Below are 23,496 nucleotides of genomic sequence, written 5' to 3'. Positions count from 1 at the left end.
AAGAGATACTGAATCGTGCAGTGCGCGGTCGTGCTGGTTGTCCACGACGAAGCACATGGTTTATTTGTTCAATAGAATTCATTTCTTTCTAGAGTACTCTCTTTTGTCTCTTACGTCGAATCACCCTATTATTTTTCCCCGCCAGGAAAAATAACCTGTAGATTTCATGGTCTGTCTTCCTTCAATGAAAAGACATATACCATCGCCCCCTTTTGCCCATTCAAAAGGGGGCTTTTTTTATCCTCTTTTATAACACTAAAGCTCCCTTTTCTTGAAGACTCGGTTTCGAGACGATTGTGTGGTTCTAGGGGCTCCGGGAAAAGGTTCGCTTTCCATGGGGCGGGCGATGAGCCTCCTCAGGCTACGCCTTCCGGAGTCTCACCTGTCCCACACGTCCCATAGGAGTCTCACCGTTTCCCTCCGCCCATTGACCATATAAGTGTCTCGAAACCACTTCTAAAGGGTCAGCTTGAATGGTTGAGGGAAGTGGATAATTCGAACACCTTTATTCATAAATAAGGTTCCAAATCTTCTCCCCTATGCGGGCAAATAGTGCGTTCTATCAAGCATTTGCGTATGCTAAACGGCAATGGGTAGAGTTTACATCATTCACTTCTCATATCCATACAAGCTGATTTTTAAGTAGTGGTTTCGAGAACCATACTTGGTTAAGGGGCGGAGGGGAATGGCGAGACTCCTGCGGGAAAAAAGTGCTTGGTGAGACCCCACAGGACGTAGTCCGAGGAGGCTCACCGCGCTCCCGCGGAAAGCGAGTCATTCCCCGCAGCCCCCATGCACTCAACAAACGTCTCGAAACTGAGTCTTCCACAATCCTGCCATATACTTTAATAACTCGTATACAACATCATTTAAATTCAAATAAAAAATCACCAAAAGTACGGTGATTGAATTGATGTCTATTTAGAAACATGTGAAGATTCGCTGGATTCTCATGTATTTATATAAAGTTCTTGCGTGACGACCTTCAAGGGTATAAGGGTTTTGTAATCTTTCAAGTTTATTGATGAAAGCAAGGTCACAATCGCAGTAATCTCTGTAATAACGATAGCATTCATCATGGGCTTTGCAGGCGGCGTCTACGGCGTTGACGGGTTCACCCGGCTCACTGCACCCTGGTCCACAGTACTTATAGCCAGGAAATACACAGAACCCCGGCCTGCGCATCGGTTCTCTTCTTCTATACATGTGGTTCTCCTCCATCAAAAAGATTGGCTACAACTATTGTATGATCAGAATGTGAAATTGGTTTGGTCTCGTACCCTTACCAGGTTTATCATACTTTATTTTGGTTTACATACTAAACCAAACCAATATCATGATTGACTGGATAAGGAGTCCGAGGTCGAAGGGGCTTTTTATTTTGAGTTTTTCTCTTGCATATATAATTATATGCTTATATCATAATAAAAGGTGAGGTGATTCTGATGAAAGAGACAATGATTGAATTGGAACAAGCTGCACATACGTTGAAGCTCTTAGGAGATAAAACGCGACTGACCATTCTTGGTTTGGTGAAAGATAGTGAATGTTGTGTATGCGAGTTTGTGGAAGTACTGCAAATGAGCCAGCCTTCCATTAGTCAGCATCTAAGAAAGCTGCGTGATGCTGGTCTTGTAAAAGAACAACGAAGAGGGCAGTGGATTTTTTATTCTTTGAACAGAGAACACGCCACATACCCCATCATTCAACAGGTTCTGGAACAGATCCCGGACCAAAAAGAGAAATTGACAGCATTGGAAGAAGCGGGACTACGCATCCAATGCGATAGCTAGGGGGATTGTTGTTGAATTTAGCACTGATTGCTACGATTATTTTTGTACTTACGCTCATCTTTGTCATCTGGCAGCCAAAGAATCTTGGAATCGGCTGGTCCGCTTGTGCGGGTGCCATTCTCGCTTTGATTTTTGGTGTCGTTGATTTTCAAGATGTGCTCGCCGTTACAGACATTGTCTGGAACGCAACATTAGCGTTCATCGCCATTATCATTATTTCATTGATTCTAGATGAGATTGGATTTTTCGAATGGGCGGCCCTTCACATGGCCCGTGTGGCTAAAGGTGATGGGAAGCGGATGTTCATTTATGTGACCTTGCTAGGGGCTGTCGTTGCTGCACTATTCGCAAATGATGGAGCGGCATTGATTTTGACACCGATTGTTCTTGCGATGGTTAGGAATTTGAAGTTCAAGGAAGCGATGATTCTGCCATTTATTATGGCAAGTGGTTTCATTGCGGATACAACTTCCTTGCCGTTGGTCGTCAGTAACCTGGTGAACATTGTCTCTGCAGACTTCTTCGATATCGGATTTGTAGAGTATGCGTCACGCATGATTGTTCCGAACTTATTTTCACTTGCTGCAAGTATTCTTGTTTTGTTCTTATTTTTCCGTAAGAGTATTCCGGACAATTACGATTTATCTCAGTTGAAAAAGCCGAAAGCAGCGATCCAGGACGATAAAATGTTCCGCATGTCGTGGGGCGTTCTTGCTGTACTGTTGATCGGATATTTCGCAAGTGAGCCTTTGGGAATACCTGTATCCATCATTGCCGGTATTGTCGCGATCTTTTTCCTATTGATGGCGAGAAGGAGTGCGGCCGTCCAGACAGGAGAAGTGATCAAAGGTGCTCCATGGGCGATTGTCTTCTTCTCTGTCGGGATGTATGTGGTCGTTTACGGACTTCGAAATGTCGGCTTGACCGATATCCTTGCGAATGTCATTCAATATACAGCTGATCAAGGCCTGTTCACAGCGACAGTTTCAATGGGATTCATTGCGGCCATTCTCTCTTCCATCATGAATAATATGCCGACCGTAATGATTGATGCTCTTGCCATTGCTGACACGAATACGTCAGGAACGATGAGGGAAGCCCTTATTTACGCAAATGTTATCGGATCAGACCTTGGGCCAAAGATTACGCCAATTGGGTCTCTAGCGACCTTGCTATGGCTTCATGTTTTATCCATGAAAGGCTTCAAGATTTCATGGGGATACTATTTTAAAGTGGGAATCATCTTAACCGTTCCGACCTTATTCATTACGCTCGTCGGACTTTATCTATGGTTATTAATTCTATAATTTTTTCACAAGAAGGAGAAATGCTACATGTCTAACAAACCAGTCATCTATTTTCTATGCACAGGAAACTCTTGCAGGAGCCAAATGGCAGAAGGGTTCGGAAAGAAATATTTGAGCGATCAGTATGAGGTGAAATCAGCAGGGATTGAAGCGCACGGATTGAATCCGAATGCTGTTAAGGCGATGAAGGAAGTCGATGTGGATATTACAGATCAAACATCTGATGTTATCGATCCGGATATTCTGAACAATGCTGAATTTGCAATTACTCTTTGTGGTGATGCGAACGACAAGTGCCCGGTGACGCCTTCTCAAGTTACTCGTTTCCACTGGGGATTCGATGACCCGGCGAAAGCGGAAGGAACGGAAGAAGAAAAATGGGCATTCTTCCAGCGTGTACGTGACGAAATTGAGGCACGCATACAGAAGTTCGCTGAAACAGGAGAGTAAGAAAAACAAAGCGGGCTAAACTGAATATAGTGGAAATAGGCATGACTCGCGTGAAATAAGGTTATACCTTTAAGGAGAAGATCTTTTGCTGAAGGAGGAGTTTGGATGGCTTATAAATCCATTATTTTAGGCACAGGCCCTGCCGGATTAACGGCAGCTGTTTATTTAGCCAGAGCGGATATGGAACCTCTCGTCATAGAGGGACCGGAACCAGGCGGGCAATTGACGCTTACGACGGAAGTCGAAAATTTTCCAGGGTTCCCTGATGGAATTATGGGGCCTGAGCTCATGGATAACATGAAAAAGCAGGCGGAACGCTTTGGCGCGACTTTCAAGCGTGGATGGGTGACCGACGTAGAGGTGGCAGATCGTCCATTCAAACTTCAAGTCGATGGCTTGGGTGAATTGGAGACGGAAACGTTGATCATTTCTACAGGAGCCTCTGCTAAAATGCTCGGCATTCCAGGTGAAAAAGAAAACCTCGGAAAAGGCGTCAGCACATGTGCGACTTGTGATGGATTCTTTTTCAGAGGGAAGAAAGTTGTCATCATCGGTGGAGGAGACTCTGCAATGGAAGAAGCGACCTTCCTTACGAAATTCGCGAGCGAAGTGCAGGTCATCCACCGTCGCCATGAGCTCCGAGCATCGAAAATCATGCAGACACGAGCGCAGGAGAATGAAAAAGTTACGTGGGCGTTGAACAAAACACCGGTTGAAATGGTGTCCGATGGTATGAAGATCAATGGCATCAAGGTTCGTGACAACGAATCTGGCGAAGAGGAAGTCATTGAAACCGATGGAATATTTGTTGCGATCGGTCACAACCCGAACACGGATTTTGTGAAAGGAAAACTGAATATGGATGAAAAAGGCTATATTCTCGTTGATCCCGGCACGACCAACACGAATATTCCAGGCATTTTCGCTTGTGGAGATGTACAGGATCAGAAATATCGCCAGGCGATTACAGCTGCAGGCACAGGCTGCATGGCAGCTATGGATACGGAGCGTTTCCTTGAGGGAGAAGCGACAATTGACTGGAGCGAAAACTTATCCTGATTCTTAGATTGAGCACCGATCTGTTCTTACAGGTTGGTGCTTTTTTGTGCCAGGAATACGTTAGGTCACTTTAGGCGGGCGTTAGGGCACTTTCGCCTTGCGTTAAGTCACTTTCACTAAAATTAGGTCACTTTCGACGAAAGAACGGTCACTATACCCTCAGGTTAGGGCACTTTCCCAAAGGTTAATCCCTGAAGTGTGGGCAGGTGATACAATATAATCGTGAGTGATTGAACCACAAGGGGGATGGAAATGAATCGCGAATTGTTGAACAAGTACCACAAGGAGCTCCGAGTAAATGCCCAAACGACTGGTTTTAGAAGAGAGGCAACGTCTCATGTGGTGCGTCACATCTCTGAATATGATGACCGGGGGTTTATTCTTGCCTCTTTATTGACAGAACAGAATGCAAGGTCCGTCATTCAGGCAGAGAAGGAGTATTTCAAGCAAATAGGTCAGCCTTTTGAATGGAAGCTGTTCAGTTACGATTCTCCTTCTAATTTAAAGGAGCTATTATTGGCAGAGGGTTTTAAAGAGGATGAAGAAGAAGCTCTGCTTGTCTTGGATCTGACTATAGATAAGGATTTATTAGATAGGCAAATCCCTGCTGAGCTTAAAGAGATTACGGACGAAAACGGTGTGAAAGATATCGTTCGCTTGATGGATGAGATTTGGCAGGAGAAGCATGACTCCCTTGGTAAAAGGTTGTGGCAAGATAAGCAACAACACCCGGATGATTTGTTTTTATATGGGATTTATGATGGAAATCAGCTAGTCTCCGGAGCATGGATGTACTTAGAGAAAGAATCCTCCTTTGCTTCTTTATGGGGGGGGCGCCACACAGCCAGCCTACCGTGGAAGAGGCTACTACAAAGATCTTGTAGCGGCCAGAGCGAAGAAAGCTTCCGAATACGACTATTCATTCCTCACTGTTGATGCGAGACCAATGAGCCGTCCCATATTAGAAAGACTCAACTTCCAGCTCCTTGCCTACACGTATGGAATGCTGTCTCCTAAATAATGGTGTACCAGGTCATACAGATAATGGAAAAACCACCTCTCCTGGTGGTTTTTTTTAATGGAAGTGTTTTAATGTAATAATCTGAAAATTTATTCAATATATATTGTATTTTTTGTTCTATAAGTTTAGAATAATTGCAAGAGGTGATGAAATGGAAGTATTTTCTATGGGTTCGAGAAAAAGAGAGACGTATCAAGTGGAAGTGAAGCATTCCCTTCTGTGGGAAGCGGCACTAGGCACCGCTGCAATTACAAACGAACGATTGTTGGACACGTTGGACTATACAGAAAATCAGTGGCAGGCGATTAAGCAATCGTTGTCTGCGGACATGCTCGTTCATTTGGAAACGGTCCAGGAACAGAATACATGGAAAACGATCTTGCTTTTGCTTCATGAAAAGGACATGGATTCACTCCAGGAATTTAATGATTTTGTAAATGAATTAGGTGAAGAAGAGCTGCGTTACATGGCTATTCCTTATCTAGGAAAAAACCATCAAGAAGATCGAAGGCTTGCTTCGCAAGGGGACCGGGAGGCCGTGGCGCGGCTTCAGGAAGCATCCAGGGATCATGCCTTCTTTCCACGTTACATCTCTTACATAAGTCAGAGGGATTTGCATCAATTAAAAAAGCATATCCAAGAGGTAATGTCAGGCTGGTATGAATCGGTGATCAAGCCGGATCAGGCGAAGTTCAAAGGTATACTGGAACGCGACGCTCTTTCCAAGAACAAACGACTGGAAAAGCTGGAAGCGGAGGATTTTGTAGAGTGGGCGACACATGGAATTCGGTACATCCCTGAGCCTAGCGTCTATAAGGTTATTCTGATTCCCCACTTTATTTATCGCCCGTGGAATGTGGAAGCCGATATAGAAGGGGCGAAAATCTTCTATTATCCTGTAGCCAATGAAAGTATCCACCCCCATGACCCGAATGTTCCAGATCAGATGCTCGTTCAGAAGTTCAAGGCACTTGGAGATGAGAATCGCCTGCGTATGCTGAAAATTTTAATGGGTGGAGGGCGTACCCTGAAAGAGATGACCGAGGAGATCGGGATGGGTAAAACGACCGTCTATCACCATTTGAAGTTGTTGAAATCTGCACGACTTATCGTCGCTTATGGTCCGCGTTATCATGTAAGCCCACGGGCATGGGAAATGTTGCCGAAGGAGCTGGAGATCTTTTTAGGAGAGGAAAAATGAGCAATGCGGATGCATGGGAGGGCGAGGAGAAACCGGCATTCAAGTCCAATCATCAAGCCTTGCGTTTTATCGGAGGGAATCTAGTATCCTTCTTCGGGGATCAGATTTATTTGATAGCGTTCCCTTTGATGGTGCTGGCTCTCACAGGTTCACCGCTCAGTATGGGCATCGTTGCTGCTATCGAGCGTGTGCCTGTTTTGTTACAGCCGCTCGCAGGTGTACTTGCGGACCGATTGAATCGGAAGCGGATCCTGTTGTTTTGTGATTTTTTCCGTTTCCTTTTACTTGGGAGCATAGGGGTATTGTTCTTGTTTGAAATAATCACTATCTATGTTCTCTACGCAGCTGCCTTCGTTATTGGTGTGCTTGGCCAGCTATACCAAACCTCTCAGTTTGCATCGATTCCGAAACTCGTAAGGGAGCAGGATCTAGATCTTGTGAATGCCTGGAACACGGGGGTGTTTCATACGGCTGTCTTTCTGGCCCCGGGCCTTGGTGGTTGGATTGTGACCCTTTATAATCCTGGAGTCGGGATGATCATCAATAGCTTTTCATTCTTTATCGGCTTCCTAGTCGTTTGGAGTTTGCGGGTGGAGAGTGAGCGGATGCAAGGGGAAAAGCGTTCGTTCATCCATGACGTGAGCGAGGGATTCCGTTTTGTGATCCATCAGAAACCTTTGCTCTATACAAACATCGCCATGTTCTTTTCGGTATTCGGAACCACACTTTTTTTGACGATGTTGATTGTTCATTTAAAAGCTGAGATCGGCTTTTCAGCGGTTTCGATCGGCTGGCTACTATCCATTGGCGGGTTAGGGGCTATCGGGGGAGCACTGATTTCTCCTGTTCTGAGGAGCAGGGTCACTTACCGTACTCTATTATTCGGGTGTGGCGCTGTCGGAGGCCTTTCCATCCTCCTGTTTAGTTTCTACCACACGTTTGTTGCTCTCGCCCTTTTAAATGCTGTCGGAACAATTTGTGCTTCCATCAGCAGCCCATGTATTGTAACGTTAAGACAAAAGCTGACGCCGGAGTATTTACTCGCAAGGGTGCAGGCGACGAGCCGGTTCATGACGTGGGCGCTGATGCCCTTAGGTGCGTTGGTCGCTGGAATCATCGGTGAATACATAAGTACATCTATGACCATCGCTGTTGGAGGGACCGTTTCTATCATCGCCTCTTTTATTTATTTACACCCTTCATTAAAAAACGTAGATACAGAGGAGGGAGCCCTTTGATTTGGAATCATGATCAAGGATTAATATTAAAGCGGACGGACTTTCTTGGAGAGAGGGATTGGCGGATGGATGATTGTTATAAGCTGATCTTTTCTCCTTATGGGAAAGGTCTCTATCAGACGCCACAGGGTGATGTTTCGATAGAGAAGGAAGGTTTTCTACTTTTCAATCCGGGCCATAAACATAAACAGCTCCAGGCGACGAAGGAGAAGTTCCTTGTGGAAATTCGTCCCGAATTGTTGATGGAAGCGGGTATGCAGCGCGCTGCCACACGTTCGCCAGTCGAATTCGCTACTCTAAGTTATAAGCATCCCCACTTAAATCAGTGGGCTCATTTCGTGAGGGACTTCTTTTTCTATCAAAAGGGAGAGGGAGTGGATCTCTTTTTGGATCATAGTCTCATGCAGCTCGCTGTTCTATTGATGGAGTATGGTCCAGGCTCTCATCAGGCAGAATGGCCGGATGTTCACGGGGAGGAACCTGTTCACAGGGCAATGAATGCGATGAAAGAAAGCTATAGAGAAGCTTGGTCTTTAGATGCCATGGCTGCCGTAGCCCGTATGAACAAGTATCAATTTTCCCACGCTTTTAAAAAAGAAACCGGCTTCTCTCCTTACTCATGGCTGCAGGTTTATCGACTTTTTCGAAGTCAGTCTTCTCTGATGGATACGGAGGATTCCATTTTATCCATTGCTTTCGATCATGGATTTTCCAGTATGACGACATACAATCATCTATTTAAAAGAATCTACCAGAAAACGCCCTCGCAATTTCGAGAGTTTTATAACATGAATCGTCGTTAAAATGAGACAGCCCGCGACAATCATCCCTCCGCTCGTAAACATCAGCCACCGGATGGGCATGTAGGCGGATAAGACGCCGTAAAGCATCAAAGAGAGCGTATTGGAAGCATATAAAAGAACCGCATTCGTGCTGAACGCTCTTCCCATTTTTTCTTCCGGAACCTCAGACTGTATGAGGAAAACACGTGCAAGACTGGCCACCGGCATGCCCACTCCCACAATTATGCAGCCAATGAAAAAGTGCCCCACTCCATAAAAGAACCCGTAATAAGCGATGCCAAATCCCCATATCGCTGCCCCCGCTACATAATGGTGGAGGGAGAATCGTTTAATGAAAAAAGGAAGCACCATGTTCGTGATAATAACCGTTGCTCCAAAAACACCCTGAATCCCGCTGTACCATTCTTCACTTTTTGTAGTCATTTCTTCCAGAGCTAACAGCAACCCCACCTGCCATACCCATGTATTGAGAAAAACCGTATAAAATGTGAAGAAAAAAAGATTCCGAATCGTAGTTTGCCTAACCATCCATACGAAGAAATCTTTGATGGACAGAAAGATGGATCGGATCGTCTGTGATTTCTTCAATGGTTCCTCCAGGGTAAGTTGAGTCAAGCAGTAGACGCTAATAATATACGTTAATGCATCCAAAGTGAAAAAGTGAAGGACCCCGACCGTATTCAACAGAGTAATAGCGATGAGTGGAGTCAAAATCGTCACCCCGCGTGTAATCGTGTCATAAAGACTATTAGCGGCTGAGCGTTCGTCTTCTGTCGTCACCATTGGCAGAACAGCGCGGTGTGCAGGATTGAAAAAGCATCCAATCGTCTGTACTAAAAAACTGACGAGGATCAGCACTGGATAGGTAAGCAGATGGACTCCATGTAAGAGGCTGATCGATAACATGAGAGGTACACGAAGCAAATCCAGCCGGATGAGCAGCTTTTTTCGAGGGAAAGAATCTGCCACCACTCCGCCGATCAAACCGAAGAGCAAATACGGCACCGTTTCTGCCAGCGCCACTCCAGTCGTATGGACATTGGAGCCTGTCATGTCATAAGCAAGGAAAAGAAAAGCCATCGCAGACAGCACATCCCCGAGTCTCGAAACACCACCTCCCAATAAATAAAATCGTATATTCTTCTGCTTCCATAAAGATCGATACATCAACATTCCTCCTTCTCTACTAAAGCTCCCTTTTCTTGAAGATTCAGTTTCGAGATGTTCGTGCAGTGGTTGGGGATACGGGGGATGACTCGCTTTCCACGGAAGCTTGGTGAGCCTCCTCGGACTGCGTCCTGTGGGTTCTCACCAAGCACTTTTTTCCCGCAGGAGTCTCGCCATCCCCCTCCGCCCCTTTGCTATATCAGCGTCTCGAAACTGAGTCTTCCACAATCCTGCCATATACTTGAATCTTATCTCACCAGCTTGTTCAGGTTCTTCATCAATATTGGTGAGTTTGTTAGCAAGATTTGGTGGTTTGTTTGATATACTGAATATTCAGAGATAGGGGGCGTGAAATGGACTACGTACAAAGAATGAGGAGATTGATAGGGACACAGCCTCTGGTAATTGCAGGATCTACGGTACTTGTTAAGAATGAGCGGGGAGATCTGCTATTTCAGTATCGGAAGGATACGAAAGAATGGGGACTTCCTGGCGGGGCGATGGAACCAGGAGAGACTCTCGAGCAAACGGCTGTCAGGGAACTGGAGGAAGAAACGGGACTTATAGCAGAAGGTGTGCAGCAGGTCACCACGTTTTCGGGGGGAGATTTTTTTTACAGGTACCCGAATGGGGATGAGGTCTATAATGTCATTGCTTGTTTTATAGCTTCCGATATACGTGGTGAACTTAGAGTAGATCATGAAGAAACGTTGGATTTGAGATATTTCAATAGTGATTCTCTTCCTGAGAATATCGACAAGAGAGCGCAGATCATTCTGGAGAGGATGAGTGAATGAAAGCTTTTGAAGCAGCAAAAGATGTGATCGAAGAGCGGTATGTGAATTGTGATGCCGCACTTCTTGCCGGAAGCGTCGTAAGGGGAGAGGCAACAAGCACATCGGATTTGGACGTCGTGGTTTTTGATTCGAAGGTAACGTCTTCTTTTCGTGAGTCTTTTTATACGAGCCGGTGGCCGGTCGAGGTTTTTGTACATAATTGGTCTACTTATCGTGGTTTTTTCGATAGTGATTGCCAAAGAGGTCAACCTTCGATGCCACGAATGGTGACAGAGGGACAGATCCTTAAGTGGGATGATCGTTTGGAAAGTGTCAGAGATGAAGCAGCTGACCTACTGAAGAAGGGTCCGGACCCATGGTCAGAGGAAACTCTCATACATAAGCGCTATTTCCTTACGGATGCCTTGGACGATTTTATTGGCTGCACAGATCAGGGGGAAGCTCTTTTCATAGCAGCAAAACTATCAGAGCAATTAGGCGATTTTTATTTGCGTGCGAATGGACAGTGGAGCGGATCATCGAAGTGGATGGCTCGGTCCCTGCGAATCTATGATTCTGTTTTTGCAGAACGGTTGATCCAGCGCTTTGACCGATTTTACAAAAACGGGGAGAGGCAAGGCGTCGTTGAGCTGGTGGATGAGGTGCTGAATCCATATGAAGGTCGTTTATTCGAAGGTTTTTCGATTGGAAAAAGGAGGTAGGGCAATGAAGAGAATCATGGTGCTTGGGGTTTCGGCAGGTGTGGGCAAATCCACATTCGCCAAAAGACTAGGGGAGAAGCTTGATATTGACGTGTATCATCTCGATCGTTTTTATTGGGAGCCGGGCTGGCAGGAAGCGACATTGGAGGATTTCTCGGCTAGGCAGAGGGAAGTCGTAGAAAAAGACCAGTGGATTATAGAAGGGAATTATAGACCTACGTACGAAATACGCGCAGAGAGGGCAGACACGATCATCTACTTGGAACTGCCTCTAATGATCTGTCTATTTCGGGTCTTGAAGCGCTGGTGGACCCACCGTGGAAGCACACGCCCGGACCTTGGTGAAGGGTGCAGTGAAAGAATGGAAGCAGCCTTTCTGAAATTCATTGTGACAACCTATCGAAAACGGAAAAAGAACATGCAGGAAAGACTCCTGTCTTTTCAAGAGATTGGTCGTGAGAAGCGTGTCATTCAATTAAGATCGAAAAAAGATATACAGAAGTTTCTTGATCACGCGTTTTCTGATTAGAGTGTCAGATGGAAAGTTCAGATAAAAAAGCGCACCCATTGCTGAATGGGTGCGCTTTTGGTTTTAGGAAGCCTTTTTCTCCTGATCTCTCTCCTCTGGCATGAGAAGAGGCATAGGCTGACATTTTTTCTTTGTTAATTCAGATACTACGAAAATCATGACGAATGCTGCGATACAGGCAAGTGTACGGAAGGGGAACAGGACGATCCCGTCAGCATTGATCATTGGATACGGCAGGAATGCCGGTAGTCCCATCGCAGGTTCACCGCCACCTAAACGAAGGAATAAAGCAACAGAGAAGCCGGCGATCGATCCATAAAGGTTCGCATTCTTATAAAAGAGAGCCATTGTAAGCTGTGGGAAAAGAATGGTGTACACAAGATCGGATGCTAAATACCACAGCGTATAAACACTTTTGACATTTAATGCGATGATCATAGCTCCAACACCGACGATGATGATTGTGCGCTTGATCACTTTTTTCAATTGCTCAGAGCTTGCGTTCGGTTTGATTAATGGACGATACACATTCCAGGATGCCATGGAAGAGGCTGAAAGAATGGAAGAGTCCATGGAAGACATGACTGCTGCCGCTAGCGCTCCGAGTCCGATTGCGGACACGAGTTCAGGTGTTAGATATCTAAGGATGTGCGGCAGAATAACTGCTGGGTTCTCAGGAGTTGGAAGTCCCATGCTTGCCCAGTCCATATTGACACCGACAATTCCAATTAGTACAGCAGGGATAGCTGCAATGATGCAGATGATTCCTGCGGTGATGGATAACCACATCGCTGTTTTTTCATTTTTGGCAGAAAGAACACGCTGGAAATATACTTGCCACGCAATACCACCAAAGATAAGAAGGAGGGCATAGTCGATCCAGTTCCAGAACCAGTTGCCCCAGGCGGGATCCTGCCATCCATTCAAAGGTGGAAATAGATTGGCGTAAGATCCGAATTCTACGGAATAGTTGCTCCATGCGTTTTCAAGGCCGCCAACATGACCTAAAGTAAAGGGCACGACTAATATAAGACCGATTAATAGAATGGCCATTTGGAAAACGTCCGTATAGGCGACTGCCCACATGCCTCCGGCTACGGTATAGGCGATGGCAATGACTCCAGAAAGGATGATGGATGTAGTAAAGTCAATGTTCAGAATGGTACCGAATGTTGTGCCGAGAGCCGTTAGAATCGCAGCACTCCAGAACATTTCTCCAAGAAGGGCAGGAATGTACAGGACACCGGCCATTTTTTTACCGAAACGTTGTTCCAGTGGATCGATGATGGTGAAGAATTCATAGCGGCGCATTTTACGTGCATAGAAAATTCCACCGATAATCAGGCTTAATGCGTATCCCCATGGAGCTTGTGCCCAAACGAGACCGTCGCTGTAAGTGAACTCTGCTGTACCATTGACATAACCGCCGCCGACCCATGTAGCGGCCATTGTGAACATGGCGATCCCAAGGGGTAAACTGCGGTTTGCGACCATCATGTCTGCTAGAGATCCGGATTTGTTTGTAGCGAAGACTGCACCGATGTAATAGACGAGGGCATAGAAAACAATCATGGCGATAAATCCGCCCCATTGAATGTTTTCATTAGTGAGGGCCATATAGAGGACGAAAACACCTAAAAGTGTCCCGAGCATGATGGCGGCTTTGTTTTTAGCGAAAAAAGATGTATGTTGATTCGATTGCAATGACATCACTCCTTTTTATTATCTGAATATTCTGTAAATTATAAAGTCCATACGTCTCCCTAGAATAACAATCAGTTGAAATGTTATTTAGAGAGGCAGTATCTTATTTTTCTTGGTCGACAGGAAGAAAATCGAAAATTTCTCCGCTCTCAATAGCATCGACGAGTTTCTGCAACCAATGGTAATAAGGTTTAGATGCTTCGAGTTGCTGATAGACTTGTTCTGCTTCTTGTTTTACAACTTCGTCCGCTTCGGAATTCTCAATGACATGATTCAATTCCTTCTGGGCATCTTTGATCGCGTCCAAGTTGGTTTTCGCTTCTCTCAGCCACTTTTTCGTAAAAAAGTTCGAGAAGAAATTAAAGAAGTCTTTCTCTGCGACAAAAGTCTGTCGGCGTGTTCCTTTTCGAAATGTCTGCTTCACAATATTGTAATTTTGGAGCTTCTTGACTCCTGTACTCATGCTTGGCTTACTCATTCCGAGCTTTTCACGCATTTCATCCAACGTCATATCATCCTCAAAGTACATCGTCCCATATAAGGTTCCTGCACTTCGGGTCACTCCATACAAATCCATCGTTTCCGCAATGGAATCGATCACAAGTCCTTTCGCGTGCTCAATGGTCTGTCGGGAGCTTTCTTCATGATGATTTGTCATTAAAAACCTCCTCACAGGCGTAAAAGCAATTAACTTTATTAAATTTTTTCTTTACAGACTTTATCTTAACGAATAAAAATCGCTTGTCAAAATCCATTTTAGAAAAAAATCGCCTTAAGCCCTATCATCTCATAGGTTATAGGCGATTTAAAAAAAATTTCGCTTTGACAAGCTTGCAAAGGCTTGTTAACGTAAAAAGTATTCAAAAAGTTAAATTTTTTATTAACAAAATTAACGATACCGTAGTGGAGAATAAATTAAGGGTGGGTTATTGGAGGGATTTTGAATTCAACTATATCTAATGTGGGCTGATAATGTTTAGTGGCGTAATTGGAAGACTCAGATGCCATGGAAAGGGAGAAACGAGGAACAACTTTATAAATATAAGGGATCACTAACACTTCCCGGAAGAATCTGCAGATCTTGCCTTAAGGATTCGAACAATCAAAATAAAGAGGAGGACGCCTTACTTGCTCACTCTATTATATATGGTCTGGCTTGTTCTCACTGGTCAAGCGACCGCAAAAAACAAAATGTATAACAGATAAATTTTGCCCCGTTCTGCATCGCAAAATTATTTCTAAACACAAAAGTTATGAAAGTAAATGTGAAAAGAAAAATGATAACATTGGAAAAATACAGGATATTCTCCATACGTCTTAAACGCTGCAGAGTAATGCTCAGCGCTCCCCGCATCCATCTTCATTTAAGAATTTCTTCCCTTATTAAACAACTCTCTGGCTGACCTGGAGTCCATTACATTTCCTATGGCCGCAGCACATATGGAAACATGAGCAGGAAACGAAACGCACAAGCCCCACTTACACACGATCCAACACCCCCACCCCTTCAGGACAAGCCTCCTGCAGTTTTTTATATCATCAATTCTTGTGAAAATGTATGGAATAGGACCACTTTCTCCGCTGGCATCGAAAGATTCGAATATGTGGACTTTTGATGATGATCAAAAGAGGAAAAGAGCTGCGGCTATTCCTTCGCACACATTGAAATGTCTCCATCATTACATAGAGGGAAAAGATAGAGGTAATGTGCCCATCCGGTTAGTATGATAGCTGTTTATTAAGGGGACGATGATATAGAATTGTCATAGAATCATCAGATTTATTTTTAGCAATGATCCGCTTCATGAATTATAATGATGATAATGTGAATGAATTCACAAAATGGCTTTTAAGGAGTTTTTAAATAAATGAAGCACCTCAGCAGACTAGCTTTCTCAGATCGAAAAGTTTTCATGCTGTTGGTCCTCACGTCCGTGTTGATTGGTGCTGCGATCATTGGTCAATCCTATTTTTTTGTCGCGATCGTCGACCGGATTTTTCTTGGTGAGGAACGTTTTCAGGATATCCTTCCCCTTCTTGGAGGATTGCTTTTTGTGCTGGCTGGAAGGACGCTGTTTACATGGCTGAACGGCCGGACCGGCGTAAAGCTTGCTTCCAAAGCGAAGCGTTATTTCCGTCAATCGATTATTGAAAAGTACGCCCGCAATCCCGTTCAAGCTTCTCTACAAGGACAGTCGGGACGGAAAGTCAGTGTGCTGATGGATTCCGTGGACGAGATTGATGGGTATTTCAGCAGTTATATTCCACAAATGATCCAGACCATGATCATTCCAATGATGATTCTTGTCGTGGTTTTCACCCAGCATATCTATTCAGGACTGATTATGGTCATCACCGCACCGTTCATCCCGTTATTTATGGCGATTATCGGTGTGATGACAAAAAAGAAATCAGAAGAACAGATGGAGAAGTTGAACACGTTCTCCGGGAAGTTTCTTGATACACTTCAAGGCTTGACGACATTAAAGCTTTTCGGACGTTCCAAGCAGCAAAAAGAAGAGATTGAATCGAGCAGCCTGGGCTTCCGTGATGCCACCATGGAAGTCTTGAAAGTCGCCTTTGTCTCCTCCTTGATGCTTGAGTTCATTTCCATGCTCAGTATCGGTCTGATCGCATTAGAAATTGCGATCCGACTCGTCGTTTATGAGAGTGTTTCCTTTTTCACTGCCTTTTTTATTCTCATTCTCGCGCCGGAATTTTATTTGACGTTGAAAGACTTCGGTAGCGCCTTTCATACGGGGAGAGGTGCTTCGGGTGCGGCTAACCTGCTTTCAGAAGAGCTTGAAAAAGAAGAAGAGCAGATTCAGTGGGGAAGAAGAAAGCTTGAAGAGGGCCAGCCTCCTGAGATCAAGCTCGATCAAGTGAGCTTTTCCTACGATAAAGGTTTTTCGATGGAGGGATTGGCAGCAACCATCCCGCCTTATCATCAAGTCGCCATCGTCGGTAAAAGCGGATCGGGAAAATCAACGCTTCTCCACCTTTTAGCAGGCCTTGCTAAACCGTCCTCAGGAGCTATCGAAATCAATAATCGTTCTCTCTTTGACTATGAGGAAAGAGAATGGTTTTCTCAGGTAAGTTACATTTCTCAGCATCCGTATTTATTTTCCGGAACGATTGCTGAGAACATTGCCATTGGCGGACGAGGGAATCATTCCAAGGAAGAAATTATCGAGGCCGCCCGGAAAGCGGGAATTGCTGATTTAATTGCTTCATTGGAAAAAGGCTACGACACTCCGGTGGGAGAAGCGGGACGTGGACTTTCTGGAGGTGAGAAACAGCGCCTCGCTCTTGCGCGTACATTTCTGAAAAAGCCTTCCGTCATTCTGTTTGATGAACCGACGACAGGTCTGGATTTGAAAACAGAACGGGTTCTCCAAGCTTCTATGGAAGAGCTTGCGAAGACAGCGACGATTATCACTGTTGCTCACCGTCTGCATACAATCAAAAAGGCCGATCAGATTCTGCTGCTCGATCGTGGTCACGTTATCGGAAAAGGAACACACGAAGAACTGCTGTCTACGGTGAAAGAGTACAGGGATATGGTGACTGTACAGCAAGGAGGGGACTCCGCATGAAAGAAATGAAGGAAGTCATCCGTTTAGTTGTATTGGAAAAAAGGGACATTGTGCTATCCGTCGTCTTCGGTTTTCTTGCCGGAATGTCAGCGGTCGGACTGTTTGGTGCCAGCGGATATTTAATATCCAGAGCGGCACTCATCCCTCCGTTGTATGCTTTGACGGTGCTCATCGCCTTTTTAAAGCTGTTCGGATTTGCGAGAGCACTCGGGCGTTATGCGGAAAGGTATTTCTCACACCGAGCTACCTTTACGATTTTAAGTAACCTGCGGCTTGCTTTTTATAAAAAATTAGAACCGCATGCACCTAGGATTTTTCAGAAGTACCGGAGTGGGGACTTGCTTTCACGTATTGTGGGCGATGTCGAGAGTCTGCAAAACTTCTTTTTGCGTGTGTATTATCCACCGGTCGTCCTTGTCATCATCTTCCTTGGGACAATTGTTTTCACATCCATCTTCTCTATTTCTATAGCCATCGTTCTTCTTTTGGGTCTCATCGTTACAGGGCTGCTGATTCCAGCCTGGTACACGGTGAAACAGCGGAAACTAGCCAGTCGTGTAAGACAGGCACGCGGGGAGTTATCGACCGAAGCGGCGGAATGGCTGTACGGTTTTCGCGATCTGAAAATCTATCAACAGCTTGAAGAGAAGAAAGAAAAGCTGCAGCAATCGTCCGAAGAGTATATTCGAGAGGATGAGCGGGATAGTCGTCAGATGCTTTCCAGTCACTCCTGGAACACATTTGCGACACTCCTCGTCTCATGGATTGTTACAGGTCTTGGGGCTGTTCTTGTGGCGGAAGGAGATTTGAACGGGTTGTTTCTTGCCATGCTCGTGATGATTTCTTTGACCGTCTTTGAAAACGCAGCACCAATGGCTGTTCTACCAAGCTACCTGGATGATAGCAAACGGGCATCGGAGCGTCTTTTTTCCATTGTGGAGGAAGAAGATGATGGATCAGGATCCTGTAACCTAGATCCGAATCTTGCCCCTGGCATGGAAGTATCTCATGTCAGTTACCGTTTTCCAGACGAAGAAAGAGAGGCTCTGACAGATGTGAACGTGTCGATTCCAGCAGGCAGTAAGACCGCCATCGTCGGAGCCAGTGGATCGGGAAAATCAACACTCTTGCAACTGTTCATGAAATTCCAACTTCCGTCTGCGGGTGAGCTGATGGTCAATGATATGGATATTCGGGATCTATCAGAAGAGAGCATTTGGGAGAACAGCAACGTCGTACTTCAGGAAAACCATTATTTTTATGGGACCATACGTGAAAACCTCAAACTTGCTGGAGAAGATCTCTCAGATGAAGAGATGGAGCTCGTGCTGAAAGAAGTCGGATTGGAATTTGACCTGGATCAACCGGTTTTTGAAAAAGGAGAGAACCTTTCAGGTGGGGAGCGTCAACGCCTGTCCATAGCAAGAGCTTTTCTGAAAGGCAAACGTCTCTGGTTGCTAGATGAACCGACATCTTCTGTCGATGCTCTGACCGAACGAATGATTTTCGATCACCTGTATGAACGCGCGTCACAAGATACAGTGGTGCTCATCAGCCACCGCTTGAGCGGATTGGAAAAGATGGACCAGATCATCGTCATGGCCGAAGGGAAAGTCGTAGAAGCGGGTTCTTATGATGAACTCATACAAATGCGGGGACACTTCTACGAAATGAAACAAATCGAAAAAAATATTTTCCACATATAAAAAATGCCGTACCGGACATTCCATAATATGGATGACCTGGTACGGTGATTTTTTCCATGTAATTGAGATAAGTGAACATCCGGTTGCGATGGGAGTATGGATCGCTTAGTAGTAGTAAGGGTATCCGTATCCGTAAGGGTAGTAATAGGGGTACGGGCGTGCGAAGTAGGGGAATAACGCCAATGTAGTTAGTCCCGCTATTGGAAGGACTTCACGACGGAAACGGCGTGCCCGGCGGCGTCCATATCCGTATTGGCGTTCCTCCATAGCATTGCCATCCTCATCGACCATAACGTCTTCACTTATTAAGATCGTCATCTTATCATGATTCACGTCAGTGATGATTCCATCAAAACGGCGTCCATCCTTAGTTTGGACCATAACATGGTAGTACTTCATTTTATTGCACTGCTCATAGGAAGGCTGCATATGACCTTGTTGCATGTTTCGTTCTTCTGTCATTTTAACCAACTCCTCAAAATCCATGATATTCACCCAGCCCAAAAGTGTGACCATCCATTTCAAATGAGTTGTTAAAGGGTATGCCAGTCGTGTCTGCCAAAGCGATTTCCGCATTTGAATACTTTCCTGTGGGGAGCGCCGGAGAAGCTCACCGTGCTCCCGGGGAAAGCGAGCTAATGCTCACAGCCCCTATCCACTTAAAAATGTATCGAAACTGAGTCTTCCGCAATTGGAAGCTAATGTGAATCAACAAAAAGAAACATGCCCGTTCAAGAAAGCGTTATCATTATTTGTTAAATTCTAGTACACTAGAGATAATTCATAAGGTGAGGTGAAGGAATTGAAAAAGAGAGCGCCGATGGATTTAGGAAATGATGTGTTTTTGATTGATGGGTATGATATGGGGTTTGAAGGACGGACAGGTACATATGTGTTGTTAGGGGATGACATTACGCTAGTAGAAACAGGACCGAGTCCTTCGGTTCCTAGAGTCCTGGCTGGTTTGGAAGAGTTGAAGATTCCAAAAGAAAAAGTAGCGTACGTCATTTTGACACATATCCATTTGGATCATGCGGGTGGAGCGGGACTGCTTTTACAGGAATGCCCGAACGCACAGGTCATCGTCCATGAAAAAGGCAAGGGGCATCTCGCCGATCCTTCGCGTTTGATTCAAGGAGCGAAGGCGGTTTATGGAGAAACGTTTGATGAATTGTTTGACCCCATTCTCCCTATACCGGAAGATCGCCTGGAGGCAAAAACAGAGGGAGACACGCTTACGCTTTCAGAAAAACGTACACTCACGTTTTATGATACTCCCGGTCATGCCAAGCACCATCTTGGCATTTATGATTCGCTCAGCAACGGAATTTTCACAGGGGACACGGCAGGGATTCGGTATGATCAGACAGAAGATCATGGATTGACGTTTTACTTACCAACGACTTCACCCAACCAGTTCGATCCGGATGCGATGCTTGAATGCATCGATCGTTTTCGAGATATGAATCCTTCTTGTCTCTATTTCGGTCATTTTGGGAAGACAGAAGCTCCTGATCAAACGTTTGACCAAGTTAGTGCCTGGATTCCTGTTTTTGTGAGTGTAGCGAAGGATGCTTTAGAACAAGGCCAAGGGCTTGAGGGCGTTCAACAGCGTCTTCATGAACGAGTGGCGTCTTATTTAGAGGAAAAAGGAATTCCACAGACCCACAAGGTCTATGACATTCTGAAACTGGATATAGAAGTTTGTTCCATGGGTCTCGCTGACTATTTGAAAAGAAAAAGCAGAACGTAATTGTTCTGCTTTTTCTCATGGTTACACATATAATTGAAACATAACGCTGTATTCAAACGTATGGAATATGGAGAAAGAAGGGGGATACATAATGATTGGAATACTTATGACAACGGTCTTATCTTTTCTGTTATTTTTGACGTTGTCGATCATCGTTTATGTGAAAAATCGAATGAGAAGAAAGAAAATCATGAAAACCACAGTGGGGGCCCTGGTATTCGGTGTCATCGTCATGTTCTTCGTCGTTTACGCATTCATGCCGACGATTACAGTGCCGAATATGTTGATTCTCAATGTGATTGTCGCTGTTCTTTTTGTACCGTTAGTGTACGGAGGAGCCAAAGTGCCGGTGCAATATCAAACGATGCACCGCTCACTGTCAGGAATCGTTATTTTAGGCGTAGCGGTCGCCGTCATTGGTGTTTTCATTTACAGCATTTTAGCTTTACAGGATAGCTATGACAGCATTTCGAAATCAGAGGAAGAGGAAGCCCGTCCTTTGAATGAGGAAAATACACCGATCTCTGTTGCACCTGAGTCAGCAAGGAACAAAGTGCAAAAAGCGATGAGTGTTGTTCCGAATACACAATTCTATGATTTAGGAAAACTGCAAGCCCAGCAAATTGATGGGGAGATCACTTATGTAGCGCCCGTCGAGTTTTCAAGCTTCTGGCGTTATTTGCGAGGAAAAGAGACGGAAGGGTACTTTACGATTGCAGCTACGAACATCAATGCACAGCCGGAGTTTGTTCAAAGCAAAATGAGATACACGAACTCAAGCTTCTTCAATCATAATGTGCAGCGGGTCGTTTATGGGAAGCATCCGGGTTATATCCAGAGTGGAGACGCACAGATTGAAGTCGATGATGAAGGGAAACCGTGGTACGTTCAAACGATTTATAAGCCACTACTGTTTTCCAACCGCCCTGACATGAACGATATTAAAGTGGCAATTGTCGATCCGGTCTCTGGTGACATCGAAACCTTCGACTCTGCCAATGCTCCCGATTTCGTTGAAGGATCGGTAAGCTCTGAACTAGCCGCCATTGAAAACGAGTACTTCGGTAAATATGTCAATGGTTGGCTGAATTCGATCTTTGGGAAGAAAGATGTGAAGATCCCGAATGAGTCAGGCACTGAGAGCAGTGTCACACCGATTTTCAATGAAGCAGGGGAAATGTTCTACTTCACAGATATGGCTTCGCCGAAAGAAAATATCGATTCTGCCCTTGGTTATACGTTAATCCATGCCCGGACAGGCGACCTTACCTATTACAACGGCCAGCAGAATCAGGGAATTATGGATAGTAAAGGAGCTGTGCAGATCGTCAACAAACAGTATCCTGAGAAGAACTGGACAGGAACGATGCCGGTGCTCTATAACGTGGATGGCCACCCGACATGGATCGTAAACGTCCTTGATCCAAACGGATTGTTCAAGCAATATGCATACATTAAGGCAGCAGATTCAGACTTTGCCGTTTTCGGAGATACAGCCAAGCAGACGTTGAACGCCTACCGACTGCAAATTGCCCAGGATCCGAGCAGCGTAGAGGGAAGCCAGGGTGTCGACTTGACCGAAAAGGCAGGAACGATCAACCGGGTTCTTGTGACTTCCACCGACTCCAGGCAGTCTGTTCAATTTTTATTAGAAGGGGAAACGACCATCTATACGGTCAACACCAGCAAAGCCCCTCTCGCTATTTTCCTGAAAGAGGGAGACCAAGTGAATATTCAGGCACGTATCCGCGAGAATGGCACAGCCACAGTAGAAGAGATGCAGATTCAGGGCATCAATTAATGAGAAGCAGCAGGACACCCGCTCCTGCTGCTTTTTTGTTATGATAAAATATATATAGAATTTACTAGTTGGAGGGATTTTTAATGGCAGAAAAAACATTTGCAACAGCAATCAATTGTATGGATGGACGTGTGCAGCTTCCCGTTATCCACTGGATGCAGGAACGTTACGGCACGGAATATATCGACATGATTACAGAAGCAGGCCCGACCAAGTTCTTGTTAGAAGGCTCTGAAGATCAGCTGGCCGCTGTCAAAACGAAAATTGGCATTTCCGTAGACAAGCACGGATCCGGCGTTGTCGCTGTTGTCGGCCACTACAATTGCGCCGGTAACCCTGTAGACCGTGATGTCAAAGCCGGCCAAATCAAGGAATCTGTAGAGCTTGTGAAATCCTGGGGATTCAAAGTGGATGCCATCGGTTTATACGTCAACGACCAGTGGGAAGTAGAAGTGATCACAGAATAAGAGGATTTTTCTTCTCCATGGCGAATAGTTCTTATGTAGAACATTCGCGAAGGAGTGGCGGTATGGAGCAAGCGAGTTGGTTTGATTTCGTTGAAAAAGAGCGGGATCCGGTTTATGAAGAACTGCAGAATTTAACGGAGGAGAACCCTATCATACGCATCGCCTCCTATACCATCACGTTGAATCCTTTTGCTTTAATCGAAATTGAAAGTGATGGGGTTCATGATTGCGTCAGCGATCTTGAAGCCTGTTATAAGTATTTGTGTAACTTAAATAAATAAGCTCAAATCCAAACCCCGGAGTTCACACTCTGGGGTTTTACCTATTCCACTAAAGCTCCCTTTTCTTAAAGATTCAGTTTCGAGATGTTCATGTGATTCTAGGGGCTCCGGGAAAAGGTTCG

At 45.1% G+C, this 23,496-nt stretch carries 22 protein-coding genes; 17 read left to right on the top strand and 5 right to left on the bottom strand.

From position 1 onward, the window contains the following. Positions 1-921 precede the first annotated feature (921 nt). Entirely contained in the window at positions 922-1,206 is a 285-nt protein-coding gene (locus VKA52_RS07960) for a phospholipase (RefSeq protein WP_326314978.1), read from the bottom strand. A 239-nt stretch (positions 1,207-1,445) separates the two neighbouring features. Here VKA52_RS07960 and VKA52_RS07955 point away from each other — a divergent pair, with 239 nt between their 5' ends. The 8 genes from VKA52_RS07955 (at position 1,446) to VKA52_RS07920 (ending at position 8,872) form a co-directional block, all read left to right on the top strand. After that, entirely contained in the window at positions 1,446-1,793 is a 348-nt protein-coding gene (locus tag VKA52_RS07955; RefSeq protein ID WP_160916051.1) for an ArsR/SmtB family transcription factor, read from the top strand. An 11-nt stretch (positions 1,794-1,804) separates the two neighbouring features. Beyond that, positions 1,805-3,100 (top strand): arsenic transporter, encoded by a 1,296-nt coding sequence (locus tag VKA52_RS07950; RefSeq protein WP_326314976.1) that lies wholly within the window; start codon positions 1,805-1,807, stop codon positions 3,098-3,100. A gap of 27 nt (positions 3,101-3,127) precedes the next feature. Then, on the top strand, positions 3,128-3,550 hold the full coding sequence (arsC, locus tag VKA52_RS07945; RefSeq protein WP_326314974.1) for an arsenate reductase (thioredoxin): 423 nt from the start codon (positions 3,128-3,130) through the stop codon (positions 3,548-3,550). Between the two features lie 105 nt (positions 3,551-3,655). Continuing rightward, positions 3,656-4,609 carry a thioredoxin-disulfide reductase gene (gene trxB, locus VKA52_RS07940; protein WP_160916057.1) on the top strand — a complete coding sequence of 318 codons (954 nt, stop codon included), beginning with the start codon at positions 3,656-3,658 and terminating at the stop codon, positions 4,607-4,609. Between the two features lie 252 nt (positions 4,610-4,861). Then, complete coding sequence (locus VKA52_RS07935) at positions 4,862-5,545, top strand: N-acetyltransferase (protein ID WP_326314971.1); 684 nt, start codon at positions 4,862-4,864, stop codon at positions 5,543-5,545. 236 nt (positions 5,546-5,781) lie between these two features. After that, positions 5,782-6,831: an ArsR/SmtB family transcription factor gene (locus VKA52_RS07930; protein ID WP_326314969.1), complete on the top strand. Its 1,050-nt coding sequence runs from the start codon at positions 5,782-5,784 to the stop codon at positions 6,829-6,831. Then, positions 6,828-8,069, top strand: a complete 1,242-nt coding sequence (locus VKA52_RS07925; protein ID WP_326314968.1) for an MFS transporter — start codon at positions 6,828-6,830, stop codon at positions 8,067-8,069. The genes VKA52_RS07930 and VKA52_RS07925 overlap by 4 nt, the downstream gene beginning before the upstream one ends. Continuing rightward, positions 8,066-8,872 carry an AraC family transcriptional regulator gene (locus tag VKA52_RS07920; RefSeq protein ID WP_326314966.1) on the top strand — a complete coding sequence of 269 codons (807 nt, stop codon included), beginning with the start codon at positions 8,066-8,068 and terminating at the stop codon, positions 8,870-8,872. The genes VKA52_RS07925 and VKA52_RS07920 overlap by 4 nt, the downstream gene beginning before the upstream one ends. Here VKA52_RS07920 and VKA52_RS07915 read toward each other — a convergent pair. Beyond that, positions 8,804-10,039, bottom strand: coding sequence for an MFS transporter (locus VKA52_RS07915; RefSeq protein ID WP_326314965.1), 1,236 nt, complete (start codon positions 10,037-10,039; stop codon positions 8,804-8,806). The two genes, VKA52_RS07920 and VKA52_RS07915, sit on opposite strands and share 69 nt — an antisense overlap. A gap of 353 nt (positions 10,040-10,392) precedes the next feature. On the opposite strand from VKA52_RS07915, the gene VKA52_RS07910 reads away from it, so the two are divergent. The 3 genes from VKA52_RS07910 to VKA52_RS07900 are packed head-to-tail and all read left to right on the top strand — an operon-like array spanning position 10,393 to position 12,066. Beyond that, entirely contained in the window at positions 10,393-10,836 is a 444-nt protein-coding gene (locus VKA52_RS07910; RefSeq protein WP_326314964.1) for an NUDIX hydrolase, read from the top strand. Beyond that, positions 10,833-11,537 (top strand): nucleotidyltransferase domain-containing protein, encoded by a 705-nt coding sequence (locus VKA52_RS07905; RefSeq protein ID WP_326314963.1) that lies wholly within the window; start codon positions 10,833-10,835, stop codon positions 11,535-11,537. The genes VKA52_RS07910 and VKA52_RS07905 overlap by 4 nt, the downstream gene beginning before the upstream one ends. 4 nt (positions 11,538-11,541) lie before the next feature. After that, positions 11,542-12,066 (top strand): topology modulation protein, encoded by a 525-nt coding sequence (locus VKA52_RS07900; protein WP_326314961.1) that lies wholly within the window; start codon positions 11,542-11,544, stop codon positions 12,064-12,066. 63 nt (positions 12,067-12,129) lie between these two features. Here the strand turns inward: VKA52_RS07900 and VKA52_RS07895 are convergent, their stop codons facing one another. Beyond that, complete coding sequence (locus VKA52_RS07895; RefSeq protein WP_206947832.1) at positions 12,130-13,719, bottom strand: sodium:solute symporter family protein; 1,590 nt, start codon at positions 13,717-13,719, stop codon at positions 12,130-12,132. 154 nt (positions 13,720-13,873) lie between these two features. Beyond that, complete coding sequence (gene cudC, locus VKA52_RS07890) at positions 13,874-14,428, bottom strand: choline uptake/conversion transcriptional regulator CudC (RefSeq protein WP_326314959.1); 555 nt, start codon at positions 14,426-14,428, stop codon at positions 13,874-13,876. A gap of 1,210 nt (positions 14,429-15,638) precedes the next feature. Between cudC and cydD the strand changes: the two genes are divergently transcribed. Then, positions 15,639-17,366 carry a thiol reductant ABC exporter subunit CydD gene (cydD, locus tag VKA52_RS07885; protein ID WP_326314957.1) on the top strand — a complete coding sequence of 576 codons (1,728 nt, stop codon included), beginning with the start codon at positions 15,639-15,641 and terminating at the stop codon, positions 17,364-17,366. Continuing rightward, the gene (cydC, locus tag VKA52_RS07880) at positions 17,363-19,072 is read left to right on the top strand and encodes a thiol reductant ABC exporter subunit CydC (protein WP_326314954.1); all 1,710 of its coding nucleotides are present in this window, start codon (positions 17,363-17,365) and stop codon (positions 19,070-19,072) included. Before cydD ends, cydC begins: the two co-directional genes overlap by 4 nt. 105 nt (positions 19,073-19,177) lie before the next feature. On the opposite strand, the gene VKA52_RS07875 is transcribed toward cydC, so the two are convergent. Then, positions 19,178-19,534, bottom strand: a complete 357-nt coding sequence (locus VKA52_RS07875) for a hypothetical protein (protein ID WP_326314952.1) — start codon at positions 19,532-19,534, stop codon at positions 19,178-19,180. A gap of 358 nt (positions 19,535-19,892) precedes the next feature. Between VKA52_RS07875 and VKA52_RS07870 the strand changes: the two genes are divergently transcribed. The 4 genes from VKA52_RS07870 to VKA52_RS07855 all read left to right on the top strand — a co-directional run bounded on the left by VKA52_RS07870 (position 19,893) and on the right by VKA52_RS07855 (position 23,374). Beyond that, positions 19,893-20,825 (top strand): MBL fold metallo-hydrolase, encoded by a 933-nt coding sequence (locus VKA52_RS07870; RefSeq protein ID WP_326314950.1) that lies wholly within the window; start codon positions 19,893-19,895, stop codon positions 20,823-20,825. Positions 20,826-20,916: 91 nt separating this feature from the next. After that, on the top strand, positions 20,917-22,626 hold the full coding sequence (locus tag VKA52_RS07865) for a DNA-binding protein (RefSeq protein ID WP_326314948.1): 1,710 nt from the start codon (positions 20,917-20,919) through the stop codon (positions 22,624-22,626). 83 nt (positions 22,627-22,709) lie between these two features. Further along, the gene (locus VKA52_RS07860) at positions 22,710-23,093 is read left to right on the top strand and encodes a carbonic anhydrase (RefSeq protein ID WP_326314946.1); all 384 of its coding nucleotides are present in this window, start codon (positions 22,710-22,712) and stop codon (positions 23,091-23,093) included. Between the two features lie 62 nt (positions 23,094-23,155). Beyond that, a complete protein-coding gene (locus VKA52_RS07855; protein WP_160916089.1) occupies positions 23,156-23,374 on the top strand; it encodes a hypothetical protein in 219 nt (72 codons plus the stop codon). Positions 23,375-23,496 lie beyond the last annotated feature (122 nt).

This window comes from Halobacillus sp. HZG1, from assembly GCF_035818575.1.
In the GTDB taxonomy this organism is placed as follows: domain Bacteria; phylum Bacillota; class Bacilli; order Bacillales; family Halobacillaceae; genus Halobacillus; species Halobacillus litoralis.
This window is presented reverse-complemented; position numbering and strand designations above follow the sequence as displayed.

Coding starts and splice junctions, on each gene's coding strand:
- VKA52_RS07860 (WP_326314946.1), top strand. CDS start 22,710: ATGGCAGAAAAAACATTTGCAACAGCAATCAATTGTATGGATGGACGT.
- VKA52_RS07905 (WP_326314963.1), top strand. CDS start 10,833: ATGAAAGCTTTTGAAGCAGCAAAAGATGTGATCGAAGAGCGGTATGTG.
- VKA52_RS07915 (WP_326314965.1), bottom strand. CDS start 10,039: ATGTATCGATCTTTATGGAAGCAGAAGAATATACGATTTTATTTATTG.
- VKA52_RS07930 (WP_326314969.1), top strand. CDS start 5,782: ATGGAAGTATTTTCTATGGGTTCGAGAAAAAGAGAGACGTATCAAGTG.
- cudC (WP_326314959.1), bottom strand. CDS start 14,428: ATGACAAATCATCATGAAGAAAGCTCCCGACAGACCATTGAGCACGCG.
- VKA52_RS07955 (WP_160916051.1), top strand. CDS start 1,446: ATGAAAGAGACAATGATTGAATTGGAACAAGCTGCACATACGTTGAAG.
- VKA52_RS07870 (WP_326314950.1), top strand. CDS start 19,893: ATGGATTTAGGAAATGATGTGTTTTTGATTGATGGGTATGATATGGGG.
- cydD (WP_326314957.1), top strand. CDS start 15,639: ATGAAGCACCTCAGCAGACTAGCTTTCTCAGATCGAAAAGTTTTCATG.
- VKA52_RS07875 (WP_326314952.1), bottom strand. CDS start 19,534: ATGACAGAAGAACGAAACATGCAACAAGGTCATATGCAGCCTTCCTAT.
- VKA52_RS07910 (WP_326314964.1), top strand. CDS start 10,393: ATGGACTACGTACAAAGAATGAGGAGATTGATAGGGACACAGCCTCTG.
- VKA52_RS07855 (WP_160916089.1), top strand. CDS start 23,156: ATGGAGCAAGCGAGTTGGTTTGATTTCGTTGAAAAAGAGCGGGATCCG.
- VKA52_RS07900 (WP_326314961.1), top strand. CDS start 11,542: ATGAAGAGAATCATGGTGCTTGGGGTTTCGGCAGGTGTGGGCAAATCC.
- VKA52_RS07925 (WP_326314968.1), top strand. CDS start 6,828: ATGAGCAATGCGGATGCATGGGAGGGCGAGGAGAAACCGGCATTCAAG.
- cydC (WP_326314954.1), top strand. CDS start 17,363: ATGAAAGAAATGAAGGAAGTCATCCGTTTAGTTGTATTGGAAAAAAGG.
- VKA52_RS07865 (WP_326314948.1), top strand. CDS start 20,917: ATGATTGGAATACTTATGACAACGGTCTTATCTTTTCTGTTATTTTTG.
- trxB (WP_160916057.1), top strand. CDS start 3,656: ATGGCTTATAAATCCATTATTTTAGGCACAGGCCCTGCCGGATTAACG.
- VKA52_RS07960 (WP_326314978.1), bottom strand. CDS start 1,206: ATGTATAGAAGAAGAGAACCGATGCGCAGGCCGGGGTTCTGTGTATTT.
- VKA52_RS07895 (WP_206947832.1), bottom strand. CDS start 13,719: ATGCTCGGGACACTTTTAGGTGTTTTCGTCCTCTATATGGCCCTCACT.
- VKA52_RS07935 (WP_326314971.1), top strand. CDS start 4,862: ATGAATCGCGAATTGTTGAACAAGTACCACAAGGAGCTCCGAGTAAAT.
- arsC (WP_326314974.1), top strand. CDS start 3,128: ATGTCTAACAAACCAGTCATCTATTTTCTATGCACAGGAAACTCTTGC.